At 58.5% G+C, this 26,323-nt stretch carries 17 protein-coding genes and 5 tRNA genes; 11 read left to right on the forward strand and 11 right to left on the reverse strand.

From position 1 onward, the window contains the following. Positions 1–32 precede the first annotated feature (32 nt). Positions 33–1,196, forward strand: coding sequence for an MFS transporter (locus MTP37_RS07535; RefSeq protein WP_249236726.1), 1,164 nt, complete (start codon positions 33–35; stop codon positions 1,194–1,196). A gap of 84 nt (positions 1,197–1,280) precedes the next feature. On the opposite strand, the gene MTP37_RS07540 is transcribed toward MTP37_RS07535, so the two are convergent. Beyond that, the gene (locus MTP37_RS07540) at positions 1,281–1,658 is read right to left on the reverse strand and encodes a PH domain-containing protein (RefSeq protein WP_249236727.1); all 378 of its coding nucleotides are present in this window, start codon (positions 1,656–1,658) and stop codon (positions 1,281–1,283) included. A 145-nt stretch (positions 1,659–1,803) separates the two neighbouring features. Between MTP37_RS07540 and MTP37_RS07545 the strand changes: the two genes are divergently transcribed. Further along, a complete protein-coding gene (locus MTP37_RS07545) occupies positions 1,804–2,793 on the forward strand; it encodes a nucleoid-associated protein (RefSeq protein ID WP_249236728.1) in 990 nt (329 codons plus the stop codon). 192 nt (positions 2,794–2,985) lie between these two features. Here the strand turns inward: MTP37_RS07545 and MTP37_RS07550 are convergent. The 5 genes from MTP37_RS07550 to MTP37_RS07570 form a co-directional block, all read right to left on the reverse strand. Further along, a tRNA-Gly gene (locus tag MTP37_RS07550) sits at positions 2,986–3,061 on the reverse strand. A 3-nt stretch (positions 3,062–3,064) separates the two neighbouring features. After that, a tRNA-Phe gene (locus MTP37_RS07555) sits at positions 3,065–3,140 on the reverse strand. 164 nt (positions 3,141–3,304) lie between these two features. Beyond that, positions 3,305–3,378 (reverse strand) — tRNA-Asp (locus tag MTP37_RS07560). A gap of 3 nt (positions 3,379–3,381) precedes the next feature. Then, positions 3,382–3,457, reverse strand: a tRNA-Val gene (locus MTP37_RS07565). 5 nt (positions 3,458–3,462) lie between these two features. Then, positions 3,463–3,538: transfer RNA gene (locus MTP37_RS07570), tRNA-Gly, on the reverse strand. 338 nt (positions 3,539–3,876) lie between these two features. On the opposite strand from MTP37_RS07570, the gene MTP37_RS07575 reads away from it, so the two are divergent. Together MTP37_RS07575 and gltA are read left to right on the forward strand one after the other, a co-directional pair. Beyond that, complete coding sequence (locus MTP37_RS07575) at positions 3,877–4,719, forward strand: sulfide/dihydroorotate dehydrogenase-like FAD/NAD-binding protein (protein ID WP_249236729.1); 843 nt, start codon at positions 3,877–3,879, stop codon at positions 4,717–4,719. Position 4,720: 1 nt separating this feature from the next. Beyond that, on the forward strand, positions 4,721–6,115 hold the full coding sequence (gene gltA, locus MTP37_RS07580) for an NADPH-dependent glutamate synthase (protein ID WP_249236730.1): 1,395 nt from the start codon (positions 4,721–4,723) through the stop codon (positions 6,113–6,115). Between the two features lie 81 nt (positions 6,116–6,196). Here gltA and MTP37_RS07585 read toward each other — a convergent pair whose 3' ends face one another. The 4 genes from MTP37_RS07585 to MTP37_RS07600 form a co-directional block, all read right to left on the reverse strand. Beyond that, positions 6,197–6,853, reverse strand: a complete 657-nt coding sequence (locus MTP37_RS07585) for a sortase (protein WP_249236731.1) — start codon at positions 6,851–6,853, stop codon at positions 6,197–6,199. Continuing rightward, the gene (locus MTP37_RS07590; protein ID WP_249236732.1) at positions 6,850–7,749 is read right to left on the reverse strand and encodes a pilin N-terminal domain-containing protein; all 900 of its coding nucleotides are present in this window, start codon (positions 7,747–7,749) and stop codon (positions 6,850–6,852) included. The genes MTP37_RS07585 and MTP37_RS07590 overlap by 4 nt, the downstream gene beginning before the upstream one ends. A gap of 7 nt (positions 7,750–7,756) precedes the next feature. After that, on the reverse strand, positions 7,757–12,958 hold the full coding sequence (locus tag MTP37_RS07595; protein ID WP_249236733.1) for a SpaA isopeptide-forming pilin-related protein: 5,202 nt from the start codon (positions 12,956–12,958) through the stop codon (positions 7,757–7,759). Between the two features lie 210 nt (positions 12,959–13,168). Continuing rightward, entirely contained in the window at positions 13,169–14,164 is a 996-nt protein-coding gene (locus tag MTP37_RS07600) for a Na/Pi cotransporter family protein (RefSeq protein WP_249236734.1), read from the reverse strand. A 199-nt stretch (positions 14,165–14,363) separates the two neighbouring features. On the opposite strand from MTP37_RS07600, the gene MTP37_RS07605 reads away from it, so the two are divergent. From MTP37_RS07605 to MTP37_RS07615, 3 genes are read left to right on the forward strand one after another with little or no spacing between them, the layout of a single operon-like run. Continuing rightward, positions 14,364–14,870 carry a MarR family winged helix-turn-helix transcriptional regulator gene (locus MTP37_RS07605; protein ID WP_249236735.1) on the forward strand — a complete coding sequence of 169 codons (507 nt, stop codon included), beginning with the start codon at positions 14,364–14,366 and terminating at the stop codon, positions 14,868–14,870. Then, positions 14,867–17,173: an ABC transporter ATP-binding protein gene (locus MTP37_RS07610; RefSeq protein ID WP_249236736.1), complete on the forward strand. Its 2,307-nt coding sequence runs from the start codon at positions 14,867–14,869 to the stop codon at positions 17,171–17,173. The genes MTP37_RS07605 and MTP37_RS07610 overlap by 4 nt, the downstream gene beginning before the upstream one ends. A 1-nt stretch (position 17,174) precedes the next feature. After that, on the forward strand, positions 17,175–18,986 hold the full coding sequence (locus MTP37_RS07615; RefSeq protein WP_249236737.1) for an ABC transporter ATP-binding protein: 1,812 nt from the start codon (positions 17,175–17,177) through the stop codon (positions 18,984–18,986). A 203-nt stretch (positions 18,987–19,189) separates the two neighbouring features. Here MTP37_RS07615 and MTP37_RS07620 read toward each other — a convergent pair whose 3' ends face one another. Continuing rightward, positions 19,190–20,116, reverse strand: coding sequence for a LysR family transcriptional regulator (locus MTP37_RS07620; protein WP_249236738.1), 927 nt, complete (start codon positions 20,114–20,116; stop codon positions 19,190–19,192). A gap of 172 nt (positions 20,117–20,288) precedes the next feature. Between MTP37_RS07620 and MTP37_RS07625 the strand changes: the two genes are divergently transcribed. The 4 genes from MTP37_RS07625 (at position 20,289) to MTP37_RS07640 (ending at position 26,255) form a co-directional block, all read left to right on the forward strand. Then, complete coding sequence (locus tag MTP37_RS07625; RefSeq protein WP_249236739.1) at positions 20,289–22,319, forward strand: FAD-binding protein; 2,031 nt, start codon at positions 20,289–20,291, stop codon at positions 22,317–22,319. A 201-nt stretch (positions 22,320–22,520) separates the two neighbouring features. Next, positions 22,521–23,441 (forward strand): AAA family ATPase, encoded by a 921-nt coding sequence (locus MTP37_RS07630; protein WP_249236740.1) that lies wholly within the window; start codon positions 22,521–22,523, stop codon positions 23,439–23,441. Then, positions 23,441–25,195, forward strand: coding sequence for a vWA domain-containing protein (locus MTP37_RS07635; RefSeq protein WP_249236741.1), 1,755 nt, complete (start codon positions 23,441–23,443; stop codon positions 25,193–25,195). Before MTP37_RS07630 ends, MTP37_RS07635 begins: the two co-directional genes overlap by 1 nt. Before the next feature lie 298 nt (positions 25,196–25,493). Continuing rightward, positions 25,494–26,255 (forward strand): hypothetical protein, encoded by a 762-nt coding sequence (locus MTP37_RS07640; RefSeq protein WP_249236742.1) that lies wholly within the window; start codon positions 25,494–25,496, stop codon positions 26,253–26,255. The last annotated feature ends 68 nt before the right edge of the window (positions 26,256–26,323 follow it).

Here is a 26,323-nt window from a genome sequence, read left to right on the forward strand (position 1 = left end):
TATAACATGCTTCCCGGAGGAACTCAAGGTTTATGGTACAGCTTCTGCTTCCGATCATTTACATCTCGTTCATCAGTCTGGGCCTGCCGGATTCCCTGCTGGGGTCGGCGTGGCCCTCCATGTATCCGGCGCTCGGTGTGCCGGTGTCCTATGCGGGGCTGATCTCCATGATCATCTCCTTTGGCACCATCGTTTCCAGCCTGAACAGCGACCGGCTCACCCGTGCGCTGGGCACTGGAAAAGTGACCGTCCTCAGTGTGGCCATGACAGCTGCCGCGCTGTTCGGCTTTTCGGTCTCCACACAGTTCTGGATGCTCTGCCTGTGGGCCGTGCCCTATGGGCTGGGTGCAGGCAGCGTGGACGCGGCCCTGAACAACTATGTTGCCTTACATTATAAAAGCCGCCACATGAGCTGGCTGCACTGTATGTGGGGCATCGGTACCATGATCAGCCCCATGGTCATGGGCCGGGTGCTGGCAGGCGGCGGACCGTGGACGTCCGGATACCGGTGCATCGCCCTGTTCCAGATCCTGCTGAGTGCAGTGCTCTTTTTCAGTTTGCCGCTATGGCAGAGCCGTACTGCAGGCACCGACACCGAAACTGCCTCGCCGCAGGTGTTGAGCCTTGGGCAGGTATTCCGTCTGCCGGGTGCCAGAGAGGTGATGCTGTGCTTCTTCTGCTACTGTGCATTGGAGACCACAGCAGGTCTGTGGGCCAGCAGCTACCTCACGCTGACGAAAGGTGTTGCCGCCGGCACTGCCGCCAGCTTTGCCAGCCTGTTCTACATCGGCATCACCGCCGGGCGCGCCGCCTGCGGCTTTTTGACCCTGAAATTCAACGATACGCAGATGATCCGCATGGGTCAGTGCATTCTGGCTGCAGGCGTGCTGGCCCTGCTGCTGCCCGGGCCGCAGATGCTTGCCCTGTGCGGTCTTGTTCTGGTGGGGCTGGGCTGTGCGCCCATCTATCCCAGCATCATCCACTCCACGCCGGAGCACTTCGGTGCAGACAGATCGCAGGCGGTCATTGGCATCCAGATGGCAAGCGCCTATGTGGGCAATCTGGCCATGCCGCCGCTGTTCGGGCTGCTGGCAAACAACATCACTCCTGCGCTGTTCCCATTTTATCTGCTGGCACTGCTGGTGTTCATGGTGTTCATGCACGAACAGCTGGTGCGCAAAACAAGCCGCTGCTAATTCTGCCATTCTCCCATTTCGTATACAGCAAAAGGCTCCCTGTCCGGTCTCGGGCGGGGAGCCTGCTGTTTTAAGAGGAGTTATTTACAGGATGCACCGGCTGATGGCATTGGCGACCGCAAACAGTTCCTGCTGGCCGATAAAGCCGAACTTTGCCTCGTGTGCGTCCGCAAAGCAGACCGTCAGCTGCGATGCCTGCACCGGGTCGCCAAAGCCTGCCGTCTGAATGCCGAAGTGCAGCACTTTGCGGTACGGCAGCACAAAGATCTGCTGCCGGGTACCGGTGACGCCCTGCATATCCACCATGATGATGCGGTGGGTGGTAAAGATCACCTGATCCCGCACCGTCTTGTAGGCACCCACGACACTCTCACCGTCCAGAAGCAGTGCGCGGGCATTTTTGCAGATATCCTTTTCCTGAAGGCGGATGAGGTTTTCCATTGGTTTATCACGGAATTCCATGGTTTTTGTCCCCTTTCCTTGGTAGTTTTCTACTCTTATTGTAGCATTCCCGCCTGCTGTTTACAAGATGCGGTCTCGCCTTTTGCGTCATGCTGTGCTATACTGTATGCAAAAAAGATTTTGTACGAAATGAGGTTTTGTACCCGTGGAGATCATTATTCATCAGGCTATCCTGCATGTGCTGGACACCACCATGGACGCCCCTGTGCTGAGCGGCGGCGGCATGGAAATGACCGCTGAAAAGACTGCTTACTTCCAGTATCACATCGAAAAGCTGCTTGCCAGCGACGATATCCGCCAGTGCCGCCCGCTGCCGGATTCCGCCTTTAAAAATGAGCTGGAACACAATCACGATTTTGTGGATCTTTCCTGCCGCATTGCCGGGGTGCTGTTCGACTACATGCACGCCCACGCCACCATCCCGGGGGCAGACCTTGCGGTGGTGGATTTTACCCGCGATGGCGAGCCGTGGCTGGGCATCCTGAAGCTGAACTACAAAAACGGCTACACCCACTACACCGAGACCGTAGAGGGTGCCCCGGTGAACTCCATCATACAGCAGCGGGCCTGTCTGCCCAGCCAGAGCGGCAAAGTAGAGGAAGGCGCACTCGTGAATCTCACCGATTACACCATGAAGCTGCTGGAAAAGAAATTCGACATCGACGGGCACAAGGATTTTTATCTTTCCACCGTGGTGTTCCAGTACACCACCGCTCAGCCGGAGAAAAAGAAGCTGCAGGCCATTCAGGAAGCCGCTGTTCAGGCCGTGCAGGAAAACTACGCGGATCAGCCCCACGTAGAGGCTCAGGTCGCGATGCTGATTGCAAATCAGGCCGCTGACAACGACAATCAGGTGTCCATCCAGCAGGTGCGCCAGCAGCTGGAGGAGGAATATCCCCTTGCCGCCGTGCCCTTTGACGACTACGTAGAAAAGAGCGATGTGCTGGAAGCGCCTGAGCAGCCCGTGACCGTGACCCCTGCGCGCATCCGCCGCATGGAGAGCCGCAGCATCCACACTGCAAACGGCATTGAGGTGAAGATTCCCACCGAGCTGCTGAACTCGGAAAATGAAGTAGAGTTTCTGCACAGCGATGACGGCAGCATTTCGCTGCTCATCAAAAATGTGATCCTGTAAGAAACGATTTAAAATTGTCTCCGCACACAGGGTGCGCTCCGACAATATCAGCGGAATAATTTTTTATATTTGCAAAGCCGGAAAATCTGCGGATTTTCCGGCTTTGCTTTTTTCACAGGAAGGAGATGCAATGGGAAACAACAGCAAAAAAGCCATCATCTTTGCATTGCTGCATTGATGATGGCTTCGTGTTGGAGCGGCCGACGAGGCTCGAACTCGCTACCTCCACCTTGGCAAGGTGGCGCTCTACCAGATGAGCTACGGCCGCATATGGTGCCTCCGATCGGAATCGAACCAATGACACGGGGATTTTCAGTCCCCTGCTCTACCGACTGAGCTACAGAGGCATAAGCGGTGCAATTATCCCTGCACCCTCCCGCTCGTATTTCAAGCGGGGCCCCCGCAAAAATTTGCGAAGCAAAGTTTTGTGGGGAAGAGGAGGAATTTCAGAGTTTGTTACGGCAGTTTTACTTGTAAGACTGCCAGACAAACGACTGACATTCCGACGAAGCGACCCGGATCGGGCTCGAACCGACGACCCCCAGCGTGACAGGCTGGTGCTCTAACCAACTGAGCTACCGGGCCACATGGTGGAAGTTAACGGGCTCGAACCGCTGACCCTCTGCTTGTAAGGCAGATGCTCTCCCAGCTGAGCTAAACTTCCACAAATGGAGCGGCCGACGAGGCTCGAACTCGCTACCTCCACCTTGGCAAGGTGGCGCTCTACCAGATGAGCTACGGCCGCACATTCCATGTGTTCGTGCCGGTTGTTTACCGGCGACGCTGATTATTATACCGTACCTCCCGGCAATTGTCAACCACAAATTTGAATTTTTTGCAAAAAAATTCAAAACAGGCCTGTCTGCGCACAAAAAGCCTTCTCTGCACTGGCTGACACCGCCGTTCATTCATGTTTGCCGCAACAGACACGAGGAAAATTTAGTTGCTTTCTCCTGTAGGAACCATTATAATAAGAATGTCATTTTGTCGCCTGCAAAAGCTGCGTCTGTTATGCCGCCGAGGGCATGCAGGCGCGTTTTCGTGCGCAGAAATAGGAAATGCCAGCATAAAGGAGCAAACACGATGTATAAGATCACTGAAAAAGTCGCGCTGAACCCCACCGTGACAAAGATGGTCATTGAAGCCCCTCTGATCGCCAAAAAGGCAAAGCCGGGCCAGTTTATCATTGTGCGCCCGTTTGAGGACAGCGAGCGCATCCCTCTGACCGTGGCCGGTTACGACCGCGAGAAGGGCACTGTGGACATCATTTTCCAGATCGTGGGCGGTACCACGATGGAGCTGAACAGCCTGAAGGTCGGCGAGAGCGTCCACGATTTCGTGGGCCCGCTGGGCCGTGCCACCGAGGTGGAGGGTCTGAAGAAGGTCTGTGTCGTGGGCGGCGGCGTAGGCTGCGCCATTGCCCTGCCCATTGCCCGTGAGCTGCACGAGCAGGGCTGTGTGGTGCACAGCGTGGTCGGCTTCCGTAATAAGGATCTGCTGATCCTGGAGGACGAGTTCCGGGCCTGCAGCGATGAGCTGCGCATTATGACCGATGATGGCAGCTACGGCACCAAGGGCGTTGTTACCGCCGCTCTGGACGAGCTGGTGGCCGCAGGCAACCAGTACGATCTGGTCATCACCATCGGCCCGCTGATCATGATGAAGTTTGTGGTCAAGACCTGCCAGAAGCATGGCCTGAAGAGCATCGTTTCCATGAACCCCATCATGATCGACGGCACCGGCATGTGCGGCGGCTGCCGCCTGACCGTAGGCGGCGAGACCAAGTTCGCCTGCGTGGACGGCCCCGACTTTGACGGCGATCTGGTGGATTTTGACGAAGCAATGGCCCGCGGCACCATGTACCGCCCGTTTGAGGCACACGCCCGTGAAGCGGCATGCAATCTGCTCAATCAGGAGGTAAAGTAAGATGGCTTTCAATATGGACCCGAAGAAGTGCCCCATGCCCACCCAGGACCCCAATGTGCGCAACAAGAACTTCAAGGAAGTTGCTCTGGGCTACACCGAAGAAATGGCCGTGAACGAAGCAAAACGCTGCGTGCACTGCAAGAACAAGCCCTGCCAGACCGGCTGCCCCGTGGGCATCGATATCCCTGAGTTCATCGGTCATGTGGCCGAGGGCGACTTTGAAGCCGCTTATCAGGTGATCAACCGCTCCTCTTCCCTGCCCGCCGTCTGCGGCCGTGTCTGCCCGCAGGAGAGCCAGTGCGAGGGCAAGTGCACCCGCGGCATCAAGAATGAGCCTGTGGGCATTGGCCGTCTGGAGCGCTTTGTTGCCGACTGGCACCGTGAGAATGTGCACACTGCCCCCATCGTGCCCGAATGGAACGGCCACAAGGTGGCCATCATCGGCGCTGGCCCTGCCGGTCTGACCGCCGCAGGCGATCTGGCAAAGCTGGGCTATAAGGTCACCGTTTACGAGGCCCTGCATGTGGCCGGCGGCGTGCTGATGTACGGCATCCCCGAGTTCCGTCTGCCCAAGGCCATCGTGCAGCAGGAGATCGACGGCCTGAAGAAGATGGGCGTTGATTTCGAGTGCAACATGGTCATTGGCAAGGTGCTGACCATCGACGAGCTGATGGACGAGTACGGTTATGAGGCCGTGTTCGTAGGCTCCGGTGCCGGCCTGCCCCGCTTTATGGGCATCCCCGGCGAGAGCCTGAAGGGCGTCTACTCTGCCAACGAGTTCCTGACCCGCTCCAACCTGATGAAGGCTTATCTGCCCACCAGCAAGACCCCCATCCGCACCGGCAAGAAGGTCGCCGTTGTGGGCGGCGGCAACGTGGCCATGGACGCTGCCCGCAGCGCCCTGCGTCTGGGTGCCGAGACCGTGTACATCGTCTACCGCCGCGGCATGGCTGAACTGCCTGCCCGTAAGGAAGAGGTGGAGCACGCCGAGGAAGAGGGCATCATCTTCAGGACCCTGTGCAACCCTGTGGAGATCCACGCCAATGACGAGGGCTTTGTCAAGTCCATCACCTGCATCGAGATGGAGCTGGGCGAGCCCGATGCTTCCGGCCGCCGCCGCCCCATTGAGAAGAAGGGCAGCGAGTTTGAGCTGGACGTGGACACGGTCATTATGAGTCTGGGCACCAGCCCCAACCCGCTGATCCGCTCCACCACCCCGGGTCTGGAGACCAACAAGCACGGCTGCATCGTCACCGACGGCGACGACGGCAAGACCAGCCGTGACGGTGTGTACGCGGGTGGTGACGCCGTGACCGGCGCTGCCACCGTTATCAAGGCCATGGGCGCAGGCAAGGCTGCTGCAAAGGCCATTGACGAGTACATCCAGAGCAAGTAATCCCCTGTGAAGATGGGCCCAGCCCACTGAATACCGGATATAAAAAATCCCCTGTGCCAGCGCACAGGGGATTTTTGCATCTTATTCTGCGGTCTCCGTTGTGAGCACCGGGTAGCCTGTCCGCACGCACCGCACGGCACAGCGGGCACGGCCGCCGGTGGTGCAGGTGAAGAGGGTCAGGTCCCAGTTATCAGAATCTTCCGTCTTTTCGGTCATTTTTTCGATCTGGGTAGGCTGCAGGTTCTCCACATAGGAGACCTCGTAGCTCCACCGCATGCCGTCCATATCGGTAAAATAGACCTGTGCCCCTTCGGCCAGCCATTTGATGGGGCTGAAGTGCTTTGCATAGTTATGGGCGCAGACCACCATGTTGTCCGCGTAGGTGGAGCCGGAGTACCGGCCGGGCGCGATCTTCAGGCCCGCATAGCTCCACTCGCTCATCACAGGCAGGTCGAGTCCAATGGAGGGGATGGACAGATAGCCGATGTAGCTCCAGCCGTCCAGTTCCGTCTCGGTCATGGGCTGGGCAGGGTCCAGCTCCGGCTGCAGCACAACGGTCTCCGACTTTGCCTTTTCCTCAACCGTTGTGGTCAGGGTCTGTTCCAGCTCTCCCAGCGCCTGCTGTGCTGCCTTGTCTGCGCGGGCCGCATCCCACTTGTTGTAGGCAAGCAGCGCTGCTGCCGCCAAAATAAGCAGCGCACCCAGCACCATGCATATCTTTCCAATTTTCTGTCTCATGGCAGCGCTTCCTTTTTGTTCAGCACCCAGCCAGCGGCAAACAGCAGCACACCGCTGACCGCCAGCACCGGCACAGGCCAGTTCAGCTGGCCGGTCTGAGGCAGACCGCTCATGACTGCGCCGTCCGGACGGCCCGCCAGTGCGGGATTATCCGGGTTTCCCGGGGCTACCGGGTTGTCCGGATTGCCGGGAGCCACCGGGCTGTCCGGGCTGCCGGGCGAGACCGGACTATCCGGGCCGTCCGGGTTCTTGGGCGTATCCGGGTTTGTGGGCTCCGTGGGCTGTTCCGGGGTGCCGGGCTTGTCCGGCACGGGAGTGGGCGGCACAGGCGGCGTATCCGGGTTGACGGGGGTGTAGCCGCCCACCTTGGGGGAGGCATCCACCTCATAATTCCATTTCCCGTTTTCTGCCATGGGCAGGGAAACAAGGAACGGTTTGATGGGCGCATAGCCATTGGAGGCCTTGCTCTGCACGATCAGGTACAGGCCAAGTTCCAGATCTTCAAAGGCGGCATTGCCGTCCGCATCAACGGTTTTTGTGGTGCCCTTTGCGCCCTGCGGCATATATTCCAGCAGCTGGTCTGCCAGCGTGCTGTCGGTCAGGTCGCCCAGCGCGATGCCGCAGCCGTAAAAATCGCCGCAGTATTCAAAGCTCAGGTCGCCGTTTTTGCGCTTCACCTCAGCCACGCGGTACAGCGTCAGCTGACCGCCGCTCAGGGCCTTATCCTTCGCGCTGTCGTACAGCGCAACGCGGATGGTGCCGGTGGCGGGGTTCCCGCTGGCATCCACCAGCCGGATGTTCGCACTGGTGGCAAGGGCAGGCAGTGCACCTGCCACCAGAAGGCACAGCATCAAAAGCAGGGCTGCAAGCCGCCTGCGCAAGCTTTTCTGTTCCATCGGCTGCTCACTCCCCTTTCTCTTCGTGTTTTTTGCGTTTGGCCAGCAGCAGGGCCGCACCCACGGTCAGCATACCGCCCACCGCCGCAAAGGGCACCGTGCCCATGCCGCCGGTGGAGGGCAGCACGTAGCCGCTGTAGACTTTGTTGGTGATGAAGATCTTGCCGGTCTGGATGCCACTGTTGTTGGTGATCTCCGCGACCCAGTTGCCGTTAGTCACTTCTTTTACAAGGTAGTAGTACCTGTGGCCCTCTTCATCTGCTGCCGGGATCTGATTTTCGCCGAACCATGTAAACGACCAGCCGTTATCCTTGTTCAGGTACTGTGTATCCATGAGCACAGCGTCCTGTGCCGTCTCGCCTTCCGTATAACGGTACAGCTCCACCTGAATGGATTTCACCGGAATGTCTGCCTCCGCCAGCGGTCTGCCGTCCACTGCACTCAGCCAGTATTTTTTGACAGTGAGCTGATTGTAGGTATTCCTGACTGTCAGCTGTGTGGTATTGGTCGAACATCCGAAGGTCACGTCATCCACCGTCACGGTCTTGTCGTGGTCTGTGATTGGAGTATCGCCCAGAGCCGTCTTGAAGGCTTCCTTGGGATCGGCGCCCTTCTCGTAGAAGAACAGATACTTCGGCGTGCTGTCCAGAATATAGTTGTCCGGAGCCTTCGTCTCAGTCAGGCGGTAGAGCACATTCGGCGACAGCGTCTGTTCCGCACTTGTAATGCTGAAGGTCAGTTCGCCGTTTGCACCGGTCGTGCCAGACATAAATTTTTCAAACTCACCCAAGTTCTTATTGTAGGAGTCGATCGTAAACTCCGCGTCCGGCAGAAACTTGCTGGTTTCCGCATCCATTTTGTGGATGACCAGCTGGCCGCGGGTGATCTGCACACTGCTCTCGTTCGTTTTAAAATTCACGTCCTCCGCTGTACCTTGAGCAACACCCTCCAGCTGAACCGTGTTGCTCAGCTTGGGGTCAGTATAGCTACCGGGGTCGAATTCAATGTCATACTGCAGCAGCAGCGCAACTCCGTCCGGGACGGTCATGCACAGCCAGTAATCGGGTTCGGGGGCGTCAATGTGATAAAGTCCTTCTTTTACCTGCGTCAGGCTCGATACATCCTTGTCGTGCTCGTACTTGTCGTGCTCGTAGTAGTACAGACGGACATTGTGGCCGTAGAAGCTGTTACCGCGTATGATCTTTGCCTCATCCCGCAGTTTCAGTGTTCCAGTGGTTCCCAGCTTCTGCGCTGCCGGGTTGATGATGACAGTATAGGTGACATTGTTCGTCCAGTTACCATTTTTGTCCTTCAGCTGTTTGCCGGTCTTTATCAGCGGAGCGATGTTCTTGTGCACCGTGGTCTTGATAGCCGCAGGCTTACCATCCCATTCTGCTTTGTTGGTGTAGACGACATCCGATGTGAGCAGATCTTTCCAGCGGGAGTCGTTCTTAAAGCTGACCTCATACAGAAGTTCAATGACGTGTTGCTTTCCGTCGTTGCAGCCGTACACCTCTACAGTCAGCTTCTTATTAGTTTCATCATAGGTAACATGCCATCGCTCAGCGGGGTTCCAGCTGCACTGCTCGTTGTCCACGTAGAGCCTGAGCTTATCGCCGTTCACAGTCAACTCGGTTCCCGTCGGCATGGTATCCGTGATAACGATGTTGCCTGTTTCTGTTCCCGTTGTCACCAACCTGATGCGGTACAGCAGCTTCTGATCCTTGACATCGTCATAATTCACAGTGGTATCGCCGGTAATGTAATCCTGCCGCTTACCATCGATAGCCACCGATTTTTCAAAGACACTGCTGCGATAAACATCCTCAGCCGAATCGCTCGCCTTTGTGCTGCCGTCCTGCGTGATCTTTGCGTTGTTGGTGAAGGTCCAATCCGCATTTCCCGGCTTATCACTGCGCACTTCATGAGTGGGCACATCGTTCAGCACCATCTGACGCACAGCAATGGAGCCGCCGTTTTCTGCCTTCTTCACTGCAATGGTAAAGCTCAGCACAGGTGTGTTCTTGTCACTCGCTTCAACCTTATTATTTGATGCGTCCAAATAGGTGATCGTCAGGTAGTCTTTCGCCTGCTGATAGTTCAGCGTACGATTATCCGTCAGAATCAGTGTCAGGCCCTTTTCAATCGCTTCCTGCAGCTCCGAAGCAATGGCGTAGTGTTTGTTCTGAAGAACAGTTCCGCTGCTGTCGGTGGTGTTTCCGATGGTGTCGGTCAGCTCAAAATGGTCGGCACCGGTCACATTCACCGCGCTCAGATCCCAGTAGGCGATATTATTATTATCGGTACGGCTGTGGGTCTTGGTCAGTGTCCAGATGCCCTGATCGAAGGTAACTTTATCAGAAGCCTTGATACCATCAACGGACGCTGTATTCTCAACGCTATTTGTTCCGGTCGGTACAGTGGTCTTGTAGGTAATGGTAAAGCGGTAGGCGGTCTTTGCGTTGTCGTCCAGCGTTGAGAGCTTAACGCCACCTTTCATATCTTCCGGCTTCATCGTTACGTATGTCGTCTGCGCTCCCTCGATTTGGACATTGATGTCACCGGACAGAGTGATGTTCCCCGGAAGAACATCCTGAAATGTATAATCCTTCAGGAAATCCGTGGAGCCATCCAGCGGTGCACGAACTACGACTGTCCATTCGATCAGGCCGTCTGCATTCAACTTGCCTTCCTTTTTGATGATATTGCAGTTATACGTGATCTGCTTTCGGCCAGAGGAGACCGCCTTCACCTTATCGGTTTCCGCCTTAGCCTCGTTATACATTATGCTCGATGTATTATTTTTGCACGCATCTTTCAGCTCTTTGGACGCCGCCTTTGTGGCGTAGTACAGGATGTACTTTTCACCCTCCTTCAGCTCCGGAAGCGCCGCGAAGCTCAACTCGCTGCCATCTCCAGAAACAGTATACTGGTATGGTTCGGTCCCAACCGAAAGCTCAGTCTGGGTATTGTTCGCATCTTGCTTGATCAGCTTGATGGGGATATCCGTGGTATTATGCTTTGCCGGGAAGCCGGTTATTTTGTCGCTAATCTTCACCGGGCCGCCGGAACCGTTCTCGGAAGATACTGTAACCTTCCAATAGGCATAGTAGCCGCTGGTTTCGTTGCTCCACCAGCTTACGCCCTTGCCCTCGTAGTCCGCGAGTTCCTTTTTTATGGACAGATCCGGATCTTTTTTGGTAACTTGCAGCTCCATATTGTTTCCAAAGCTGATCTTGCCGTCCGGGGCCGTGGCGAGGTCCGCTTTGGCTTTGAAGGTCAGTTTTCCGTCAAAGGCTGCGCCGCTGCCGATCCCAGTAAAGTTCATCGTGACCAAGCCGTTTGTGTCGATGGAATAAGTACCCATCGACTTACCGGTTGCTGCATCTATGATCCAGTCTGTTTCGATCTTCTTATCCAGTTTCAATCCGCCCGGCAGCTGATACGTCATCGTGCCGCTTCCCGATGGGAAAGTACCGTATGGCAAATTGAATTCCACCACGAGCTGGATGGTATCGCCATCCTTCACCGTTTCACCCTCGGGGATATCTGTCCATTGCGTATTGCTTCCCGTTCCGATCTCCTTCTGGAATGTTACGCTGGTGATATGTCTATCCAGCGACTGCACCGTTTCTGCAGCTGTGCTTGCATCATCTGCGGCTTCATCGGACAGCAGCGCCACCGCATACGGAGAGACCTGCGATACAGGACCAGTTGCCCAGATCACAAGAGAGGTTTCCTCGTCCCCTGCCGGTTCCACGCCGTCCGGTTCCTCTCTTTCCCCCTCTTCCTGCGCCTTATGGGCTGCGGCCAGATCGATCACATCCGTGATCTCGTCCGCACGCAGGGACACCTCGGCCACCTTGCCGTCCACGTCGCCGGAGATCACGGTCAGGGTGCCGGTATCCGCGTCCACATCCGATACGATGCCCACGGTCTCGGTGCTGACGGTGCGCTCTTCGGTCTGGGGCTCAGCGGCGGCAGGTTCCAGCGAAAGCAGGGCAATGTCTGCATCGGCAGAATCATCCATGATCTGCGGCACGTCCTCTTCCACTGCCACCGTCTCGGTGGTGATGCTGTTGTAGAACACGATATCGCCGGGCACAAGCTCAACCTCTGCCGCCGCCTTCAGCCACTCGGACCCGCGCAGGTCGCTGCGCAGGGCCTGCACACCGGCGCGCTGCGGCACCATGGTCTGCGGCACATCCGCGTAGTTCAGGCAGTAGGACAGGAACATCACATCCCACGCACCATAGGCGTTGCCATACCATGCACCGTAACGGGTGTAGTGGCGCACAGTGGTCTGGTCCTCATCGTCCAGCTGGAAGTTGCGCTCGCTCTGCTGGTAGCCCAGCTGGCTTTTTGCCACAGCGGTCAGGTCGTCGGCCCACGCACCGGTGAGCACAACATTCGTCTTTGCGCTCCATGTCTCCTCGTCCTCCACATCCGCCAGCGGGTCGGACAGGCAGTTCACGGTGTGGTGGTGCTCCGGCAGGCCGCAGACCAGCACTTCCTCATAGCAGGCGTCGGTGTGGTGGTGCACCGGGGTGTCCAGACTGCTGTCGTCCACAACGGGCTGAAGGGCCACGGCATCGTCAAACACCGCAGAGGCTTCCTCATCCACCGGCACATAGTCCGGGTTAGGCTCCTCCACAAGTTCGCCCTCTTCCAGACCGCACACCAGCTCATATTCAATGGAATAGCAGCTGTCGTCGTGGGTGTGCTCGAACAGGTCACAGATCAGGCTGCCATCCTCGGGGTCAAAGCAGTCATCGGTGTGCACATGCTCTTCCTCGTAGCAGGTCAGCGTTTTCACTTCCTGATAGCAGTCGTCGGTGTGCTGGTGGGGCACAAAAATGTACTCCGGCTCCGGCTCTGCCGAATGGGCAGCAATGTCGGCCTCGCTCTGCTCCACACCATAATCCGCATCAGGGAATGCGCTGTCGTCCGGCTTTGTGGCGTTCCAGTCCTCCGGTTCGCCCTCCTCATAGCCGCACACCAGCACCTTCTCATAGCACTCGGCGGTGTGCTGGTGCTCGATCTCGCCGCACTGGTAGTCTGCCGTTTGGGCAATGCCCACGCTGTGCAGCTGCCAGTTAACGAACAGGCTGGTGAGCAGCGCCAATGCCAGCAGCAGTGCCATATACCGCCGCGCCGTCTTATGTTCCCTGCGGAACTGCTGCATCAGTGCCGTTGTGATATCCTTCATGCTTTTCATCCTCACTATACTAAAAACAACGTATTTTCGTCGTTTGCAAAACCGCCAAATCCACGCCCTATTTTTATACTCCTATAACCTATCCAGTGTACCACATTCTTGGCCGGAAATCAACTTTAAAATGCTCGTTATTTGGCTTGAGCGCTGGATTTTTGGCAGGTTTGCCGTGCCAGACCCCGCAGGCGGGATGTGCCGGATTTCTCAGCTATTCCGGGCTTTGGGCGGGCGATCCGGCACAAGGCGGCAGACCAGACGCACCATCAGCGGGGTCAGCGGCAGCCACACCGCAGTGCAGATGAGGTTGAACAGCGTATGCGCGTTGGCGAGCTGCCGGGCAATGACTTCCAGCTCCGGCCCTTTGGGCGAGATCATTGCCACCAGACCCGCATACCACGGCAGCAGGGCGCAGAACGCCGCCGCACCGGTCAGGTTGAACAGAGCGTGGGCCGCCGCCGCCCGTTTTGTGTCCCGACTCTGCCCGATGGATGCCAGCAGCGCCGTGACCGTGGTGCCGATGTTATCCCCCAGCAGCACCGGCAGTGCCCCTGCAAGGCCCAGCAGACTGCCGCCCTGCGGCCCGGGCCGGGCCGCAACGCTCTGAAGCACCGCAATGGTGGCAGAGCTGCTCTGCACTGTCAGGGTCATGCAGAGGCCTGCCAGCAGGCCCATCCACGGACGATGCCGCACCCGTGCCAGCCAGAGCGCAAACACCGGGCTCTGTGCCAGCGGGGCCAGCGCCGTGCTCATACCGGCAATGCCCTCGAACAGCAGACCAAAGGCGAACACCGCCCGGCCAATAGCCCGGGCCTTTTGCCCCGCACAGGCAAAACAGAGCAGCAGCCCGGCCAGCAGCACAAGGCCGCGCACGTCTTCCAGCCGGAAGGCCAACAGCTGTGCGGTAATGGTGGTTCCGATGTTGCAGCCAAAGATCACCGGGACCGCCTGCCGCAGGGTCAGCAGGCCTGCACTTACAAAGCCCAGCACCATCACCGTAACTGCCGAGCTGCTTTGCAGCACCGCCGTGACCGCTGCCCCCGCCAGCACGCCCCGCACCGGGCTGCCTGCCAACACCATCAGCAGCCGCTTCATCCGCTGTCCCGCCGCTGTTTCCAGACTGCGGCTGAGCGCATCCATGCCATACAAAAACAATGCCAGCCCGCCAAAAAGCGCAAAGATTCCTTTCAGTCCCTGTTCCAATGCCGTCCCTCCCGCAGAAACGTTTCTTATTCTATTTATGCAGCTGCCGGGCTGTTCAGGCTTTCTGCCTTCCTTCCCTTTTTGTGAACTTTTTTAAAATTATCCCAAACCGCCCTTGCATTCTGGGTGCAGGAGGAATATTATTGTCAGGCGTTAATAGTTAACAGCTGTTAAGTATTTTGCAATGAGGAGAGATAGAATGTTGAACGAGACCGAAGCCGCCGCGAGCTTTCACGGCCTGTGCCATTTTTTCGGACGGCTGAGCAAGGCGTCCCGGGCCGGCATGAAGGCGGCTCTGCGGGGCTGTCCCAAGTGCCACTTTCCCATGCTGGAGGGTCTGGCTCACACGATCAGCACCCGCGGGCAGGACGGAGCGGTGTATGTTTCCGATTTTGCCCGGGAGGCACACCAGCCGCTGCCGGCCATCAGCCGCGGCCTGCGTCAGCTGGAACAGGACGGCCTTGTTCTGCGCGAAGCGGACCCGGCTGACCGGCGCAAAACGCTGGTGCGCATCACGCCGGAGGGCTACGCCGCCTGCGCCCGGTGTGAAGATGCCCTCAGCGATTATTTTGCCTGTGTGATGGCCCGGCTGACACCGGAGCAGGTGCAGCAGATGAACGTTTTGCGCGGTGCACTGATGGACGCCATTCTTGCGGAAAACGCTTCCCGTGAAGCAAAAAACAACGAAGGGAGAACCGAACCATGACGAAAATTTTCAAGCAGCTGGCCCGGCACTGGGCCGTCTGTCTTGTGGTGTTCGCGCTGCTGTTCGTGCAGGCGTACTGCGATCTTTCGCTGCCGGACTACACCAGCAGGATCGTGGACACCGGCATCCAGCAGGGCGGCATTGAAAGCCCTCTGCCGGAAACGATACGCCAGAGCACGCTGGACGCCCTCACACTTTTGATGAGCGAAGAGGACGCCGATGCACTCCAGAACGCCTACGGGTATTATCTTCAGGACGACGGTGTGCTGAAGCTGCGCACCGACCTGACCGACGACGAGCGCGCCGCGCTGGAGGATGCCGTCACCACGCCGGATATCGTGCTGTATATGGCGGCTGCGCAGGCAGCGAACACCCCCGCCGGGCAGGACACACTGGGCATGACCGGCCTTGCCGACATGCAGGCGGCATCCTCTGGGAGCACCACCACGGATACCGAGACTGTCACCCCCACTGCTGAGGATCTGGACACCGTGTGCGCCCAGTTTGCCGCCATGAGCCAGATGCCCGGGTTTACCCGCGAAGCTGTCCGGCAGCAGCTGGCCGGTGCTTTTGCCAGCTTGGATGATACCCTGATGGAGAACCTCAAAAGTCAGTCCGTGCTGCTGGTGCAGCTGGAATACGAGGCACAGGGCGTTGCCCACGATGTGCAGATGCGCTACCTTTACCGCGTAGGCGGCCAGATGCTGGGCCTCACCCTGCTGATGGCGGCCGTGTCCATTGCGGTGGGCTTCCTCGCCTCCCGCGTGTCCGCCGCTATTGGCCGCGACCTGCGCCGGGAGACCTTTGCCAGTGTCATCGGATTCTCCAATGCAGAGATTGAGAATTTTTCCACCGCATCCCTCATCACCCGCACCACCAACGACATCCAGCAGGTGCAGTTCGTCTGCGTCATGCTGCTGCGCATGGTGGCCTATGCGCCCATTCTGGGCATTGGCGGCGTGCTGCATGTGCTGAACAGCAGCACCGGCCTTTCCTGGATCATTGTGCTGGACGTGGCCGTTCTGCTGCTGCTCATCCTCTTCCTGATGAACATTGCCATGCCGAAATTCAAGATCATGCAGAAGCTGGTGGACCGGCTGAACCTTGTCAGCCGCGAGATCTTGACCGGCATCATGCCGGTGCGCGCGTTCAGCCGCGAACGGTTTGAGGAGGAGCGCTTCGACAAGGCCAACAAAGACCTGATGAGCACCCAGCTGTTCACCAACCGTGCCATGGTGGCCATGATGCCCTTTATGACCCTCATCATGAATGGCACCAGCCTGCTCATCGTCTGGTTCGGCGGCAAGGCCATGGACACCGGCACCATGCAGGTGGGCGAGATGATCGCCTTCATCACCTACACCATGCAGATCGTCATGTCCTTCCTGATGCTGGCCATGGTGGCCGTCATGCTGCCCCGCGCCGGTGTGGCTGCGGAGCGCATCGATGAGGTGATCCGTACCAAAGCCACCATCAACGACCCGGACGAAGCTGCTGCAGAGCCCGCGCAGGAGCACAAAAACTGGCAGGGTGAGGTGGCGTTCCACGATGTGAGCTTCCGCTTCCCGGGTGCGGACAGCGATGCGCTGGAGCACATCAGCTTTACTGCAAAGCCCGGCGAGACCACCGCTATCATCGGCTCCACTGGCTGCGGCAAATCCACCCTGCTCAACCTTATCCCCCGCTTTTACGATGTGACAAACGGCAGTGTAACCGTGGATGGCATCGATGTGCGCAATATGCCGCAGGCACAGCTGCACGATCTGCTGGGCTATGTGCCCCAGAAAGGTGTGCTGTTCAGCGGCACCATCGGCTCGAACCTGAAGTTCGGCGGGGAGCACATCACCGATGCCGACGTGAAAAAGGCCGCTGCCATTGCGCAGGCCACCGAGTTCATCGATGCAAAACCGCAGGGCTACGAAAGCCCTATCGCACAGGGCGGCTCCAATGTGTCCGGCGGCCAGAAGCAGCGCCTTTCCATCGCACGTGCCATTGCGAAAAAGCCAAAGATCTACCTGTTCGACGACAGTTTCTCTGCCCTCGACTTCAAGACCGATGTAGCCCTGCGCCGTGCGCTGAAAGCTGAGACCGGCGACTCCACTGTGATCATCGTAGCACAGCGCATTTCCACCGTACTGCATGCAAACCAGATCCTGGTTCTGGACGAGGGCCGTCTGGTGGGCAAGGGCACCCATGCCCAGCTGATGGTCACCTGCCCGGAGTATCAGGAGATCGCACGCAGCCAGCTGAGCCAGAAGGAGCTGGCTCTGGATACTTTGAATACGGAAAAGGAGGGTGAGTGATATGCCAAGACCCGGACGCATGACGACCGAACGCGCCAAGGACTTCAAGGGCACCCTGCTGCAGCTTGTGCGCACCCTTGGCCGCTACCGCCTTTCGCTCGTTACCGCCATTGTATTTGCCATTCTTTCTACCATCTTCAACATCGCAGGCCCCAAGGTGCTGGCAAAAGCCACCACGGCCCTTGCCACCGGCTGGATCGCCAAGCTGCGCGGCACCGGCAGCATCGACTTTGTGTATATCGGCCGCATCCTGCTGTTCTTGCTGGGCATGTACCTGCTGAGCAGCGCATTCAGCTTTATTCAGGGCTGGCTGATGACCGGTCTTTCGCAGAAGGTGTGCTACGACTTCCGCCGTCAGATCAGCGAAAAGATCAACCGCCTGCCCCTTGCCTATTTTGAAAAGCGCACCGTGGGCGAGGTGCTGTCCCGCATCACCAACGATGTGGACACGCTGGGCCAGAGCCTGAACCAGAGCATCACCCAGCTCATCACCAGCGTGACCACCATGATCGGCGTGCTGGTCATGATGCTATCCATCAGCCCGAAGATGACCCTGATTGCCCTGCTGATCCTGCCCGTCTCGCTGGTGCTCGTGCTCATCGTAGTTCGGTTCAGCCAGAAATACTTCAAGTCCCAGCAGGCCATTCTGGGCGTCGTAAACGGTCAGGTGGAAGAAGTCTACTCCGGCCACAACGTGGTCAAAGCCTTCAACCGCGAAGCCGTGGTGCTGAATGACTTCAACGCCGCCAACGACAAGCTGTATGAATCTGCGTGGAAAAGCCAGTTCCTCTCCGGCCTGATGATGCCCATTATGAACTTTGTGGGCAATCTGGGCTATGTGGCGGTGGCCATCGTGGGCAGCATTTTTGCGGCAAACGGCATCATTACCATCGGCGACATTCAGGCCTTCATCCAGTACGTCAAGAACTTCACCCAGCCCATCCAGCAGCTTTCTCAGGTGTCCAACATGCTGCAGAGCATGGCCGCTGCCGCTGAGCGGGTGTTCGAGTTTCTGAACGAGCCGGAAGAGGACCAGCAGGCAGACCCGGCCCGCCGCGCGGACCCTGCCTGTATCGACGGACAGGTGACATTCAGCCATGTCCGCTTCGGCTACACCCCGGACAAGACCGTCATCCACGATTTCAGCTGTGAGGTCAAGCCCGGCCAGAAGGTGGCCATCGTCGGCCCCACCGGCGCAGGCAAGACCACCATGGTCAAGCTGCTCATGCGCTTCTATGATGTAGATTCCGGTTCCATCACCCTGAATGGCCACGATGTGCGGGACTTTGACCGCAGCGCCCTGCGTGAGGGCTTCGGCATGGTGCTGCAGGACACATGGCTGTTCAAGGGCACCATCATGGAGAACATCCGCTATGGCCGACTGGATGCCACCGATGAAGAAGTGATCGCCGCCGCCAAGGCTGCCAACGCCGACCACTTTATCCGCACCCTGCCCGGCGGCTACCAGATGGAGCTGAACGAGGATGCTTCCAACGTAAGTCAGGGCCAGAAGCAGCTGCTCACCATCGCCCGCACCATTCTGGCCGACAACCGCATCCTGATTTTGGACGAGGCCACCAGCAGTGTGGATACCCGCACCGAGCAGCGCATCCAGACCGCCATGGACCGCCTGATGGAGGGCCGCACCAGCTTTGTGATCGCCCACCGTCTTTCCACCATCCGGGACGCCGACCTCATCCTTGTGATGCGAGATGGCGACATTGTGGAGCAGGGCACCCACGACCAGCTGATCGAAGCTGGCGGCTTCTACGCCGATCTGTACAACAGCCAGTTCGAGGACGTGGTGGAGTAAGCTGCCGCCATCGCAGTATAAGCACAAAAATAGCACCTGCCGCCTTCCTTTCCGAGGGCAGCAGGTGCTATTTGTTTACCCTCTCAGTCATCGCTACGCGATGCCAGCTCCCCCGAGAGAGGGAGCTTTTCTACATCTGTCGGTCAAGTTCTCCCTTCGGGAGAGCTGGCACGAAAGTGCCTGAGAGGGTTTTCGTCTTTTCTTTATGATTCCTCCACCGGTTCCAGCTTCAAGCCGAACAGCTTTTCTGAGAGAGACGGCAGCTGTTGCTGCAACGCGCGGACATAGGCCATTACCACCGGATCCTCGCGCTTTTGCCCCAGCACGATGCCAAACCGGTGTCCCCTGCCCCAGTCCAGTACCCGCACAAAACTGAGGTCCGGTCTGCGGTAGTAGAAAGGCGGGATCATCTTGATTGCCGGGTCGCCGTAGGCTGCACTGCGGATACCGCCCACCGGCGTAAACTCCACCCCTCGGTCCATTCCCTCCTGCAGCAGGTTTGTTTCGTAGACAGTCTGGTACATCTCCTTGATGGGCAGCCAGCGGTATTGCAATGCCTGTTCCAAGGTCAGTCTGCCCACCGGCATATCAGCGGGCGGGTGGATGGGGATGCAAAGTTCCGGCATATAGAACAGCGGCACAAAGGTAAGCCCCTGCGCGTAGAACTCTGCACTTTCCAGCTGGAAGGAAAGATCCATCTCCCCTTTTTTCAGGCTGCGCCAGACCTCGCTGCGGTTGGCACACCACCCCAGAATAGGGGTATATTGCAGGCACAGGTCACTTGTCAGGGAAAACAGGTCGTACACGAACATCCGCATTGCCTCATGACACCCTGCGATGATCAGATGCCGTTCCGGCGGGTTTTCCTGCTGCTGTATCGCACGGGCATGGCGCACCGCCTCCTGATACAATGCCACCAGCTGCTTTGCCTTGGGGTAAAAGTCCCGGCCTGCCGGGGTCAGGATCACCCGGCGCGGTACATGCTGAAACAGTTCAAACTGCAGCTGCCCCTCCAGCGTGCGAATCTGCTGCGAAAGCGCTGACTGCGAAAGATACAGTGCCTCTGCTGCTGCCGAAAAGCTGTCCATCTCTACGATCTTCACAAATCCTTCCAGTGCACTCTGGTTCATCTGCGCATCCTCGCTTTTTTACATTAGGATTTCCTAAATTATAATATAACATAATTGAATTGTAAAGTGCGTCACTCTACGCTACAATTGTTAAAGATTCAGCAAAGTGGTTTTTACCTTGCTGCGCGATGAGAAGAAAAGCAAGAAGAGAAAAGAGAAAGAGAGCGTACCTATGAACAAGATCTCCCGCAAGGGCTTTCTGAAGATCGCCGCTGCCGCCGCCATGAGCGGTGTCACTGCCGGCGCACTGGCTGCCTGCAATTCCGCCTCCAGCTCCACTGCCTCCGGTGCTGCCGGTCAGTACATTCCCGGCACCTACGAGGGCACCGCCGAGGGCATCTCCTCCACCGTCAAGGTCACCATGACCTTCTCTGACAGCGCTGTCACCGACGTGGTGGTGGATACCTCCGGCGAGACCGCCTCTTTCGGCGCTGCCGCTGCCGATGAGCTGCGTGAGCAGCTGATGGCTGCCGGTTCTGCCGAGATCGACGGCGTTTCCGGCTCTACCATCACCTCCGACGCCGTGATGAAGGCTGCCAAGAGCTGCTACACACAGGCAAAGGGTGAGGCCGTGGTGTCCAGCGTGCAGCTGCCCACAGGCGACGCAAACGACTGGCTGGGCAAAGAGCCTGATATCGATGAGGCTGCCATCACCGAGACCGTGGACACCGACATCCTCATTGTGGGTGCAGGCAACGGCGGTATGTTTGCTGCCGCCTATGCAGCTGCGAACGGCCTGAATTTCCGCGTTATTGAGCAGAATGCCAACGTACAGGACACCCGCCACTGGTACGGCGCTATCGACTCCGCTGCCGCCAAGGAGGCCGGTGAAAAGCCCGCCGACCGCGCCAAGCTGCTGAGCGAGATCTCCCGCTACGCCTCCGGCAAGTGCGATCAGCGCGTTGTCAAGACCTGGATCAACGAGTCTGCCGCCATGCACGACTTCATGCGCAGCATTCTGGAAGATAAGTACGGCTGGGTATGCGATTTCACCTCCGGCAGCGAGGCTGCATGGCCTGCAGGGAATGCCGAGCACAATACCGACTACCTCTTCCCTGTGCAGGAGCATAACTACATGGCCAGCGAAAGCGCATCCGGTCTGGCCCGCAACGAGCTGCTGCTGCAGTACATTCAGGAGCTGGGCTACGATGTAGACTTCAAGACCAGTCTGGCCAAACTGGAAAAGAACAGCGAGGGCCGCATTACCGGCATCATCGCCCAGAGCACCGAAGATGACCACTTTATCCGCTACAACGCCAACAAGGGCGTGCTGCTGGCCTGCGGCGGCTTCCCCGGCAACCCCTACATGATGGAGCAGCTGGACCCGCTGGGCACCAGCGTGACCACTGCCTGCTCCTACTCCCCCGCCGACAAGGGCTACGGTATCCGCGCTGCTGTGTGGGCCGGTGCCAATCTGGACAAGGAAGCCGCTCCCATGCTGTTTGACCGCGGCGTTGTTGCCCCCGGCGTGGATGGCGGCTATGTGGATAGCGACTCCGCCTTTGGCGGCAAGGCCTTCCCCGGCAAGATCCGCCAGTACAACCCCGGTACCCAGCCCTTCCTGAAGGTGAACCGCAACGGCGAACGCTTTGCCAACGAGAGCTGCCCCTACAACGATATCGTCTACGCTGCTGCCCACCAGCCGGGCCGCGTCTATGCACAGATCTGCGATGCCAACATTCTGGAGGACGCAAAGCGTTTCCACACCATCGGCTGCTCTGCCCAGACCCGCAACGGCGGCGAGAAGTACATTCAGGGTAAGATGGACGAGGCTATTGAGGCCGGGGCATTGTTCAAGTGCGATACGCTGGACGAGCTGGCCGACAAGATGGGCTTTACCGGTGCTGCCAAGGACACCTTCCTTGCTACCGTGGAGCGTTACAATGAGCTGTACGACAAGCAGAACGACGAGGATTTCGGCAAGCCCGCTTACCGCCTGAGTGCCATCCGCACTGCGCCCTTCTACGGCTGCTGGCTGGGTGCCTCTCTGCTGACCACCGAGCAGGGCATTGCCATCAACGAAAAGGGTCAGGCGCTGGACAACAACAACCAGCCCATGGAGGGCCTGTACATCACCGGTGATATGTCCGGCAGCTTCTTTGCCAACAACTATCCCTGCCTGATGGCCGGTGTGGCCATGGGCCGCACCCTGACCTTCGCCATGAAGGCTGTCAAGCAGATGGCAGGTCTGGATAACGCCTGATCCAGCGCGATTTTTCGGCATAACTTAAGCGTTTTTCCATTTCTTCTTTCTTCATAAAGAGAGGCGGTCCCTGTTTGGGGCCGCCTCTCTTTGCCATTTTTTCGCCACATGCCCCCTACACAAATCCCCACGATTGTGCTATGATAAAGCTGAACAGCCGGTTTGTGCCAGACAACCGGCAAAATCGAGGTGTTTGTACAAATGTCTGATCTCCTTGAAACTCTGCGGCAGGAAGGGGTAGACCCCGCCCTGCTGGAAGCAGTCCAACAGTACCGCGCTACCCATGCCCTGCCGGACGCACTGCGCCCGCGCATCCCTTCCCCTGCCTTTACCTACTACGGCAAACAGGTGTGGGAGCAGGCGCTGGCGGCACTGCTCTGCGGCGAAAACCTGCTGCTGGCAGGCGGAAAAGCCACCGGTAAAAACGTGCTGGCCGAGAACCTTGCCGCCGCCTTTGGCCGTCCTGCGTGGGACATCTCCTTCCATGTGAACATGGATGCGGCGTCCCTCATCGGCATGGACACTTTTGCGGACGGTCAGGTGGTGTTCCGGCCCGGCCCGGTATACCGTTGCGCCCAGTGCGGCGGCTTTGGTGTGCTGGACGAGATCAACATGGCCAAAAACGAAGCGCTGGCCGTGCTGCACGCGGTGCTGGACTTCCGCCGCGCCATCGATGTGCCCGGCTACGACCGCATCCCGCTGGCGGAGGAGACCCGCTTTATTGCCACCATGAACTACGGTTATGCCGGTACCCGGGAGCTGAACGAGGCCCTCACCTCCCGTTTCGTGGTCATCCAGATGCCCACCATTACGCAGGACGATCTGGAAAAGCTGCTGCGGACGCAGTTCCCCGATCTTGCTTCCAAGTATGTGCGCCAGTTTGCACTGCTGTTCCTTGACCTGCAGAAAAAGTGCGACAGTGCGGAAATTTCCACCAAGGCGCTGGACCTGCGCGGCATGCTGGATGCCCTGCGGCTGATCCGGCGCGGCATCCCGGCAGGCGCGGCACTGGATATGGGCATCACCAACAAAGCCTTTGACTCCTACGAGCAGGGCCTGATCCGTGATGTGATCGCGGCGCGTATTCCTGCCAAGCTGGATGCCGCCAAGCTCTTTGGCTGATGGACGCCCAGAGCTACACCGCTCAGGAGCGGCGTGCGGCCAATCAGGTCTGGGCTGCTGCAGGAGCCTATGGCTTTGAGCCGTTGTTTCTGGCCCGCTATACCGACGGCACCACCGATTTTTACATGAACACCGTCGTGGGCCTCATCCACAAATATTACGGTGACGCGCTGATCCGCAGCATCTTTGATGCATGGGACAGTGATCTGCGGCAGACGATGCTGGACGACATGACATGGCTGTATCTGGAAAATGCAGCCTATCGGCTGGAGCTGCCCCGCCGCCCGGTGCTGGAAGCACTGCGCCACGCCCATGCAGATTATTTCTTTGCCATCCAGTACAAGCTTTCGCGGCAGGAGTGGATGGCAAAAAATCAGCTGGTCTACACCATGCAGGCCGCACGCTGGCGGCGTGTACTGGGCCGCACCGACCCGGTGATGACCCCTTACGAGTCCGGCCTTGCCGCCGCGCTGGCCCCGCAGCATGTGCCGGAGCCGGAACAGCTGAAAGCTGAAATTTTATCGATCTACGCAAAATTCAACCTGTTCGACGGCACTGTGCACCAGAAAGCAGCTTTGCATCTGCATCTGGACGGCCTGCTGGCAAAACTTGCCACCAAAGCCATGCCCACCCAGATGATCAAAACGGACCGCGTGACCGTGGAGCACTCAAGCTCCGTGGATGCTGTGGGCGGCGGACTGGCGGTGGACAAGCGCAGGGCCCACATCACCCTGAAGCAGGATGCGGCGCAGGACAGAGCCTACATCGAAAGCTGCTTCGGCCGCTCCCTCTACCCGCCGGAACGGCTGCGCAAGGCTGAGCAGGAGCTTTGCGTGGGCGACCATCTGGGATGCCATTTGTGGTTCAGCGCCGGTGTGCCAAGCCCGGAGCAGGCCCCCACCCCGGAGGCAAAACATCTGGCTGAGCAGGCCGAACTTCAGGCTGACCGCAATCGCGCCTACTACGCTAAGAACAGGGAACTGCACCGCAGCGTCGTGCTACGGCTCACCGAACAGATCCGCAACTGCATTCTGGTGCATCAGCAGCCCAACGCCCGTGTGGCCCGCAGCGGAAACCTGAATGCCGGACGCATCTGGCGGGCCCCACTTTTGAACGATGACCGGGTATTTTTATGCGCCGAGGAGGAAAACCAGCCTTCCTTCACGGTGGATCTTCTGCTGGATGCATCTGCGTCCCGCCTGCACTGTCAGGAGGTCATTGCGGCGCAGGGCTCTATTCTGGCCCAGAGCCTTGCAGCCTGCGGGATCCCGGTGCGGGTGTCCAGCTTCAGCAGCCTGCGGGGCTACACGGTGCTGCGTGTGCTCAAGGGCTTTGCGGACAAAAACCTGCAGAACATCAACCGATATTTTGCTTCCGGCTGGAACCGTGACGGCCTTGCCCTGCGGGCCGCAGGCGACCTTTTGCAGTATGCGCCCGGCCCTGCGCCGCGGCACCTGCTCATCGTACTGACGGATGCTTCGCCCAACGACAGCCGCCGTATCCCGCCCAGCCCGGAAAAACCGCTGGGCTGCGGTTACGAGGACGCCGCCGGTGTGGCCGACACTGCCGCGCAGGTGCGTGCGCTGCAGCGCATGGGCATCCGGGTGTCTGCCGTGTTCATGGGCGAGGATAGCTCTGCCGGTGCCGCTGCACAGATCTACGGCAAAAATATGGCACGCATCCGCGGCATGGACCAGCTGGCTCGTGCTGCCGGGCGGCTGATCCAGAACGAGATCCGGGAACTGGGCGACTGAAATAAGAGTTTTATAAGAGCAACGGCCTGCAGACGAGAGAGTTTTCTCCGTCTGCAGGCCGTTTTATACAACCGCATCACAACCGTGTTTCGTCCGGGTTTTGCTTACCCTGCCGCATCCTGCAAATTTCTTCATTTTTTGATAAACTTATAGTTGTTTTTCGTTGTGAGATATGCTATACTAGGTTCACAAGATAAAACAATCCTGCGTAAGCCGCCCCGTGCACAGGGCTGTCTGCTGCAGAACCCGCCTGTTATACAACGAACCGCTGTATCAGCCTTTCAGGGAGGAACTCACGATGGACGCCAGCCGTTATTTTACCGCAATGCACAACGCCATGTCTGCCCAGCACCCCCGTGCGCAGCTTCTTTTAACGGTAAAGCTGCAGGATACCTGCGGCAACGATGCCTGTCTGGAGCTCAAGCAGCTGCCCGGTGAGAGTACCTCCATCCTGTGCTACTCCACCATGGGGCGCCGCTGCCTGAACTTCCAGCTGTTCCGCAAGGGCTGGCAGCTGTGCCACAATGCTGATGGGCAGCTGGTAGGCCGCTTCCCTTCCAGTGCAGACGGCCTGATCGACGAGACCGATTTCCGTGCCTACTGCCGGGAAGACCGGCTGGATCTGGCACGCACCCAGCGCATCCTGTCTGAGCTGCGCGCCCTTGCAGGAGCCGATCATCAGGGCAGCATCCCCCAGAACGCCCGCACCGGTGCCGTTATTACCGTGGAGAGTTTTGTAGGGGCCGGTGCCCGCTGGACCTACTGGAGTCAGGGCCCTGCACCCAGTCAGCCGCTGAGCGCCATCCTCTACTGGCTGGCAGATTTTCTGGCCGGAAGCGAGCGCCGCGCCTTGCAGGCAGACCCGCAGGCCGCGCACCTTGCGGCCCAGTGGCTGGCCAGCGATACCGCCGTATTCTTCCATCCGTCTGTGCCGCTGACTGCCATGGGCCCTGCCGCTTCCGGCACAGCCACAGCTGTCAGCCGCAGCCGTTCGGCTCACACTTCCCCCGCCCGGAACAAAAGCTGGCAGAGCATTCTGGCTGTGATGGCAAGCATGTGAATCTTCCGCTGCAAAGCAAGGGGCTGCCGCACGTCATCTGGTGCAGCAGCCCCTTGCTTTTCTTTTGA

This window comes from Faecalibacterium sp. HTF-F, from assembly GCF_023347535.1.
In the GTDB taxonomy this organism is placed as follows: domain Bacteria; phylum Bacillota; class Clostridia; order Oscillospirales; family Ruminococcaceae; genus Faecalibacterium; species Faecalibacterium wellingii.

What these genes read in the sequence shown, in the direction of transcription:
- MTP37_RS07620 (WP_249236738.1), bottom strand. Translation starts at nt 20,116, where the DNA reads ATGAACCAGAGTGCACTGGAAGGATTTGTGAAGATCGTAGAGATGGAC.
- MTP37_RS07610 (WP_249236736.1), top strand. Translation starts at nt 14,867, where the DNA reads ATGACGAAAATTTTCAAGCAGCTGGCCCGGCACTGGGCCGTCTGTCTT.
- MTP37_RS07575 (WP_249236729.1), top strand. Translation starts at nt 3,877, where the DNA reads ATGTATAAGATCACTGAAAAAGTCGCGCTGAACCCCACCGTGACAAAG.
- MTP37_RS07625 (WP_249236739.1), top strand. Translation starts at nt 20,289, where the DNA reads ATGAACAAGATCTCCCGCAAGGGCTTTCTGAAGATCGCCGCTGCCGCC.
- MTP37_RS07585 (WP_249236731.1), bottom strand. Translation starts at nt 6,853, where the DNA reads ATGAGACAGAAAATTGGAAAGATATGCATGGTGCTGGGTGCGCTGCTT.
- MTP37_RS07535 (WP_249236726.1), top strand. Translation starts at nt 33, where the DNA reads ATGGTACAGCTTCTGCTTCCGATCATTTACATCTCGTTCATCAGTCTG.
- MTP37_RS07615 (WP_249236737.1), top strand. Translation starts at nt 17,175, where the DNA reads ATGCCAAGACCCGGACGCATGACGACCGAACGCGCCAAGGACTTCAAG.
- MTP37_RS07540 (WP_249236727.1), bottom strand. Translation starts at nt 1,658, where the DNA reads ATGGAATTCCGTGATAAACCAATGGAAAACCTCATCCGCCTTCAGGAA.
- MTP37_RS07640 (WP_249236742.1), top strand. Translation starts at nt 25,494, where the DNA reads ATGGACGCCAGCCGTTATTTTACCGCAATGCACAACGCCATGTCTGCC.
- MTP37_RS07595 (WP_249236733.1), bottom strand. Translation starts at nt 12,958, where the DNA reads ATGAAGGATATCACAACGGCACTGATGCAGCAGTTCCGCAGGGAACAT.
- MTP37_RS07605 (WP_249236735.1), top strand. Translation starts at nt 14,364, where the DNA reads ATGTTGAACGAGACCGAAGCCGCCGCGAGCTTTCACGGCCTGTGCCAT.
- MTP37_RS07630 (WP_249236740.1), top strand. Translation starts at nt 22,521, where the DNA reads ATGTCTGATCTCCTTGAAACTCTGCGGCAGGAAGGGGTAGACCCCGCC.
- gltA (WP_249236730.1), top strand. Translation starts at nt 4,721, where the DNA reads ATGGCTTTCAATATGGACCCGAAGAAGTGCCCCATGCCCACCCAGGAC.
- MTP37_RS07590 (WP_249236732.1), bottom strand. Translation starts at nt 7,749, where the DNA reads ATGGAACAGAAAAGCTTGCGCAGGCGGCTTGCAGCCCTGCTTTTGATG.
- MTP37_RS07635 (WP_249236741.1), top strand. Translation starts at nt 23,441, where the DNA reads ATGGACGCCCAGAGCTACACCGCTCAGGAGCGGCGTGCGGCCAATCAG.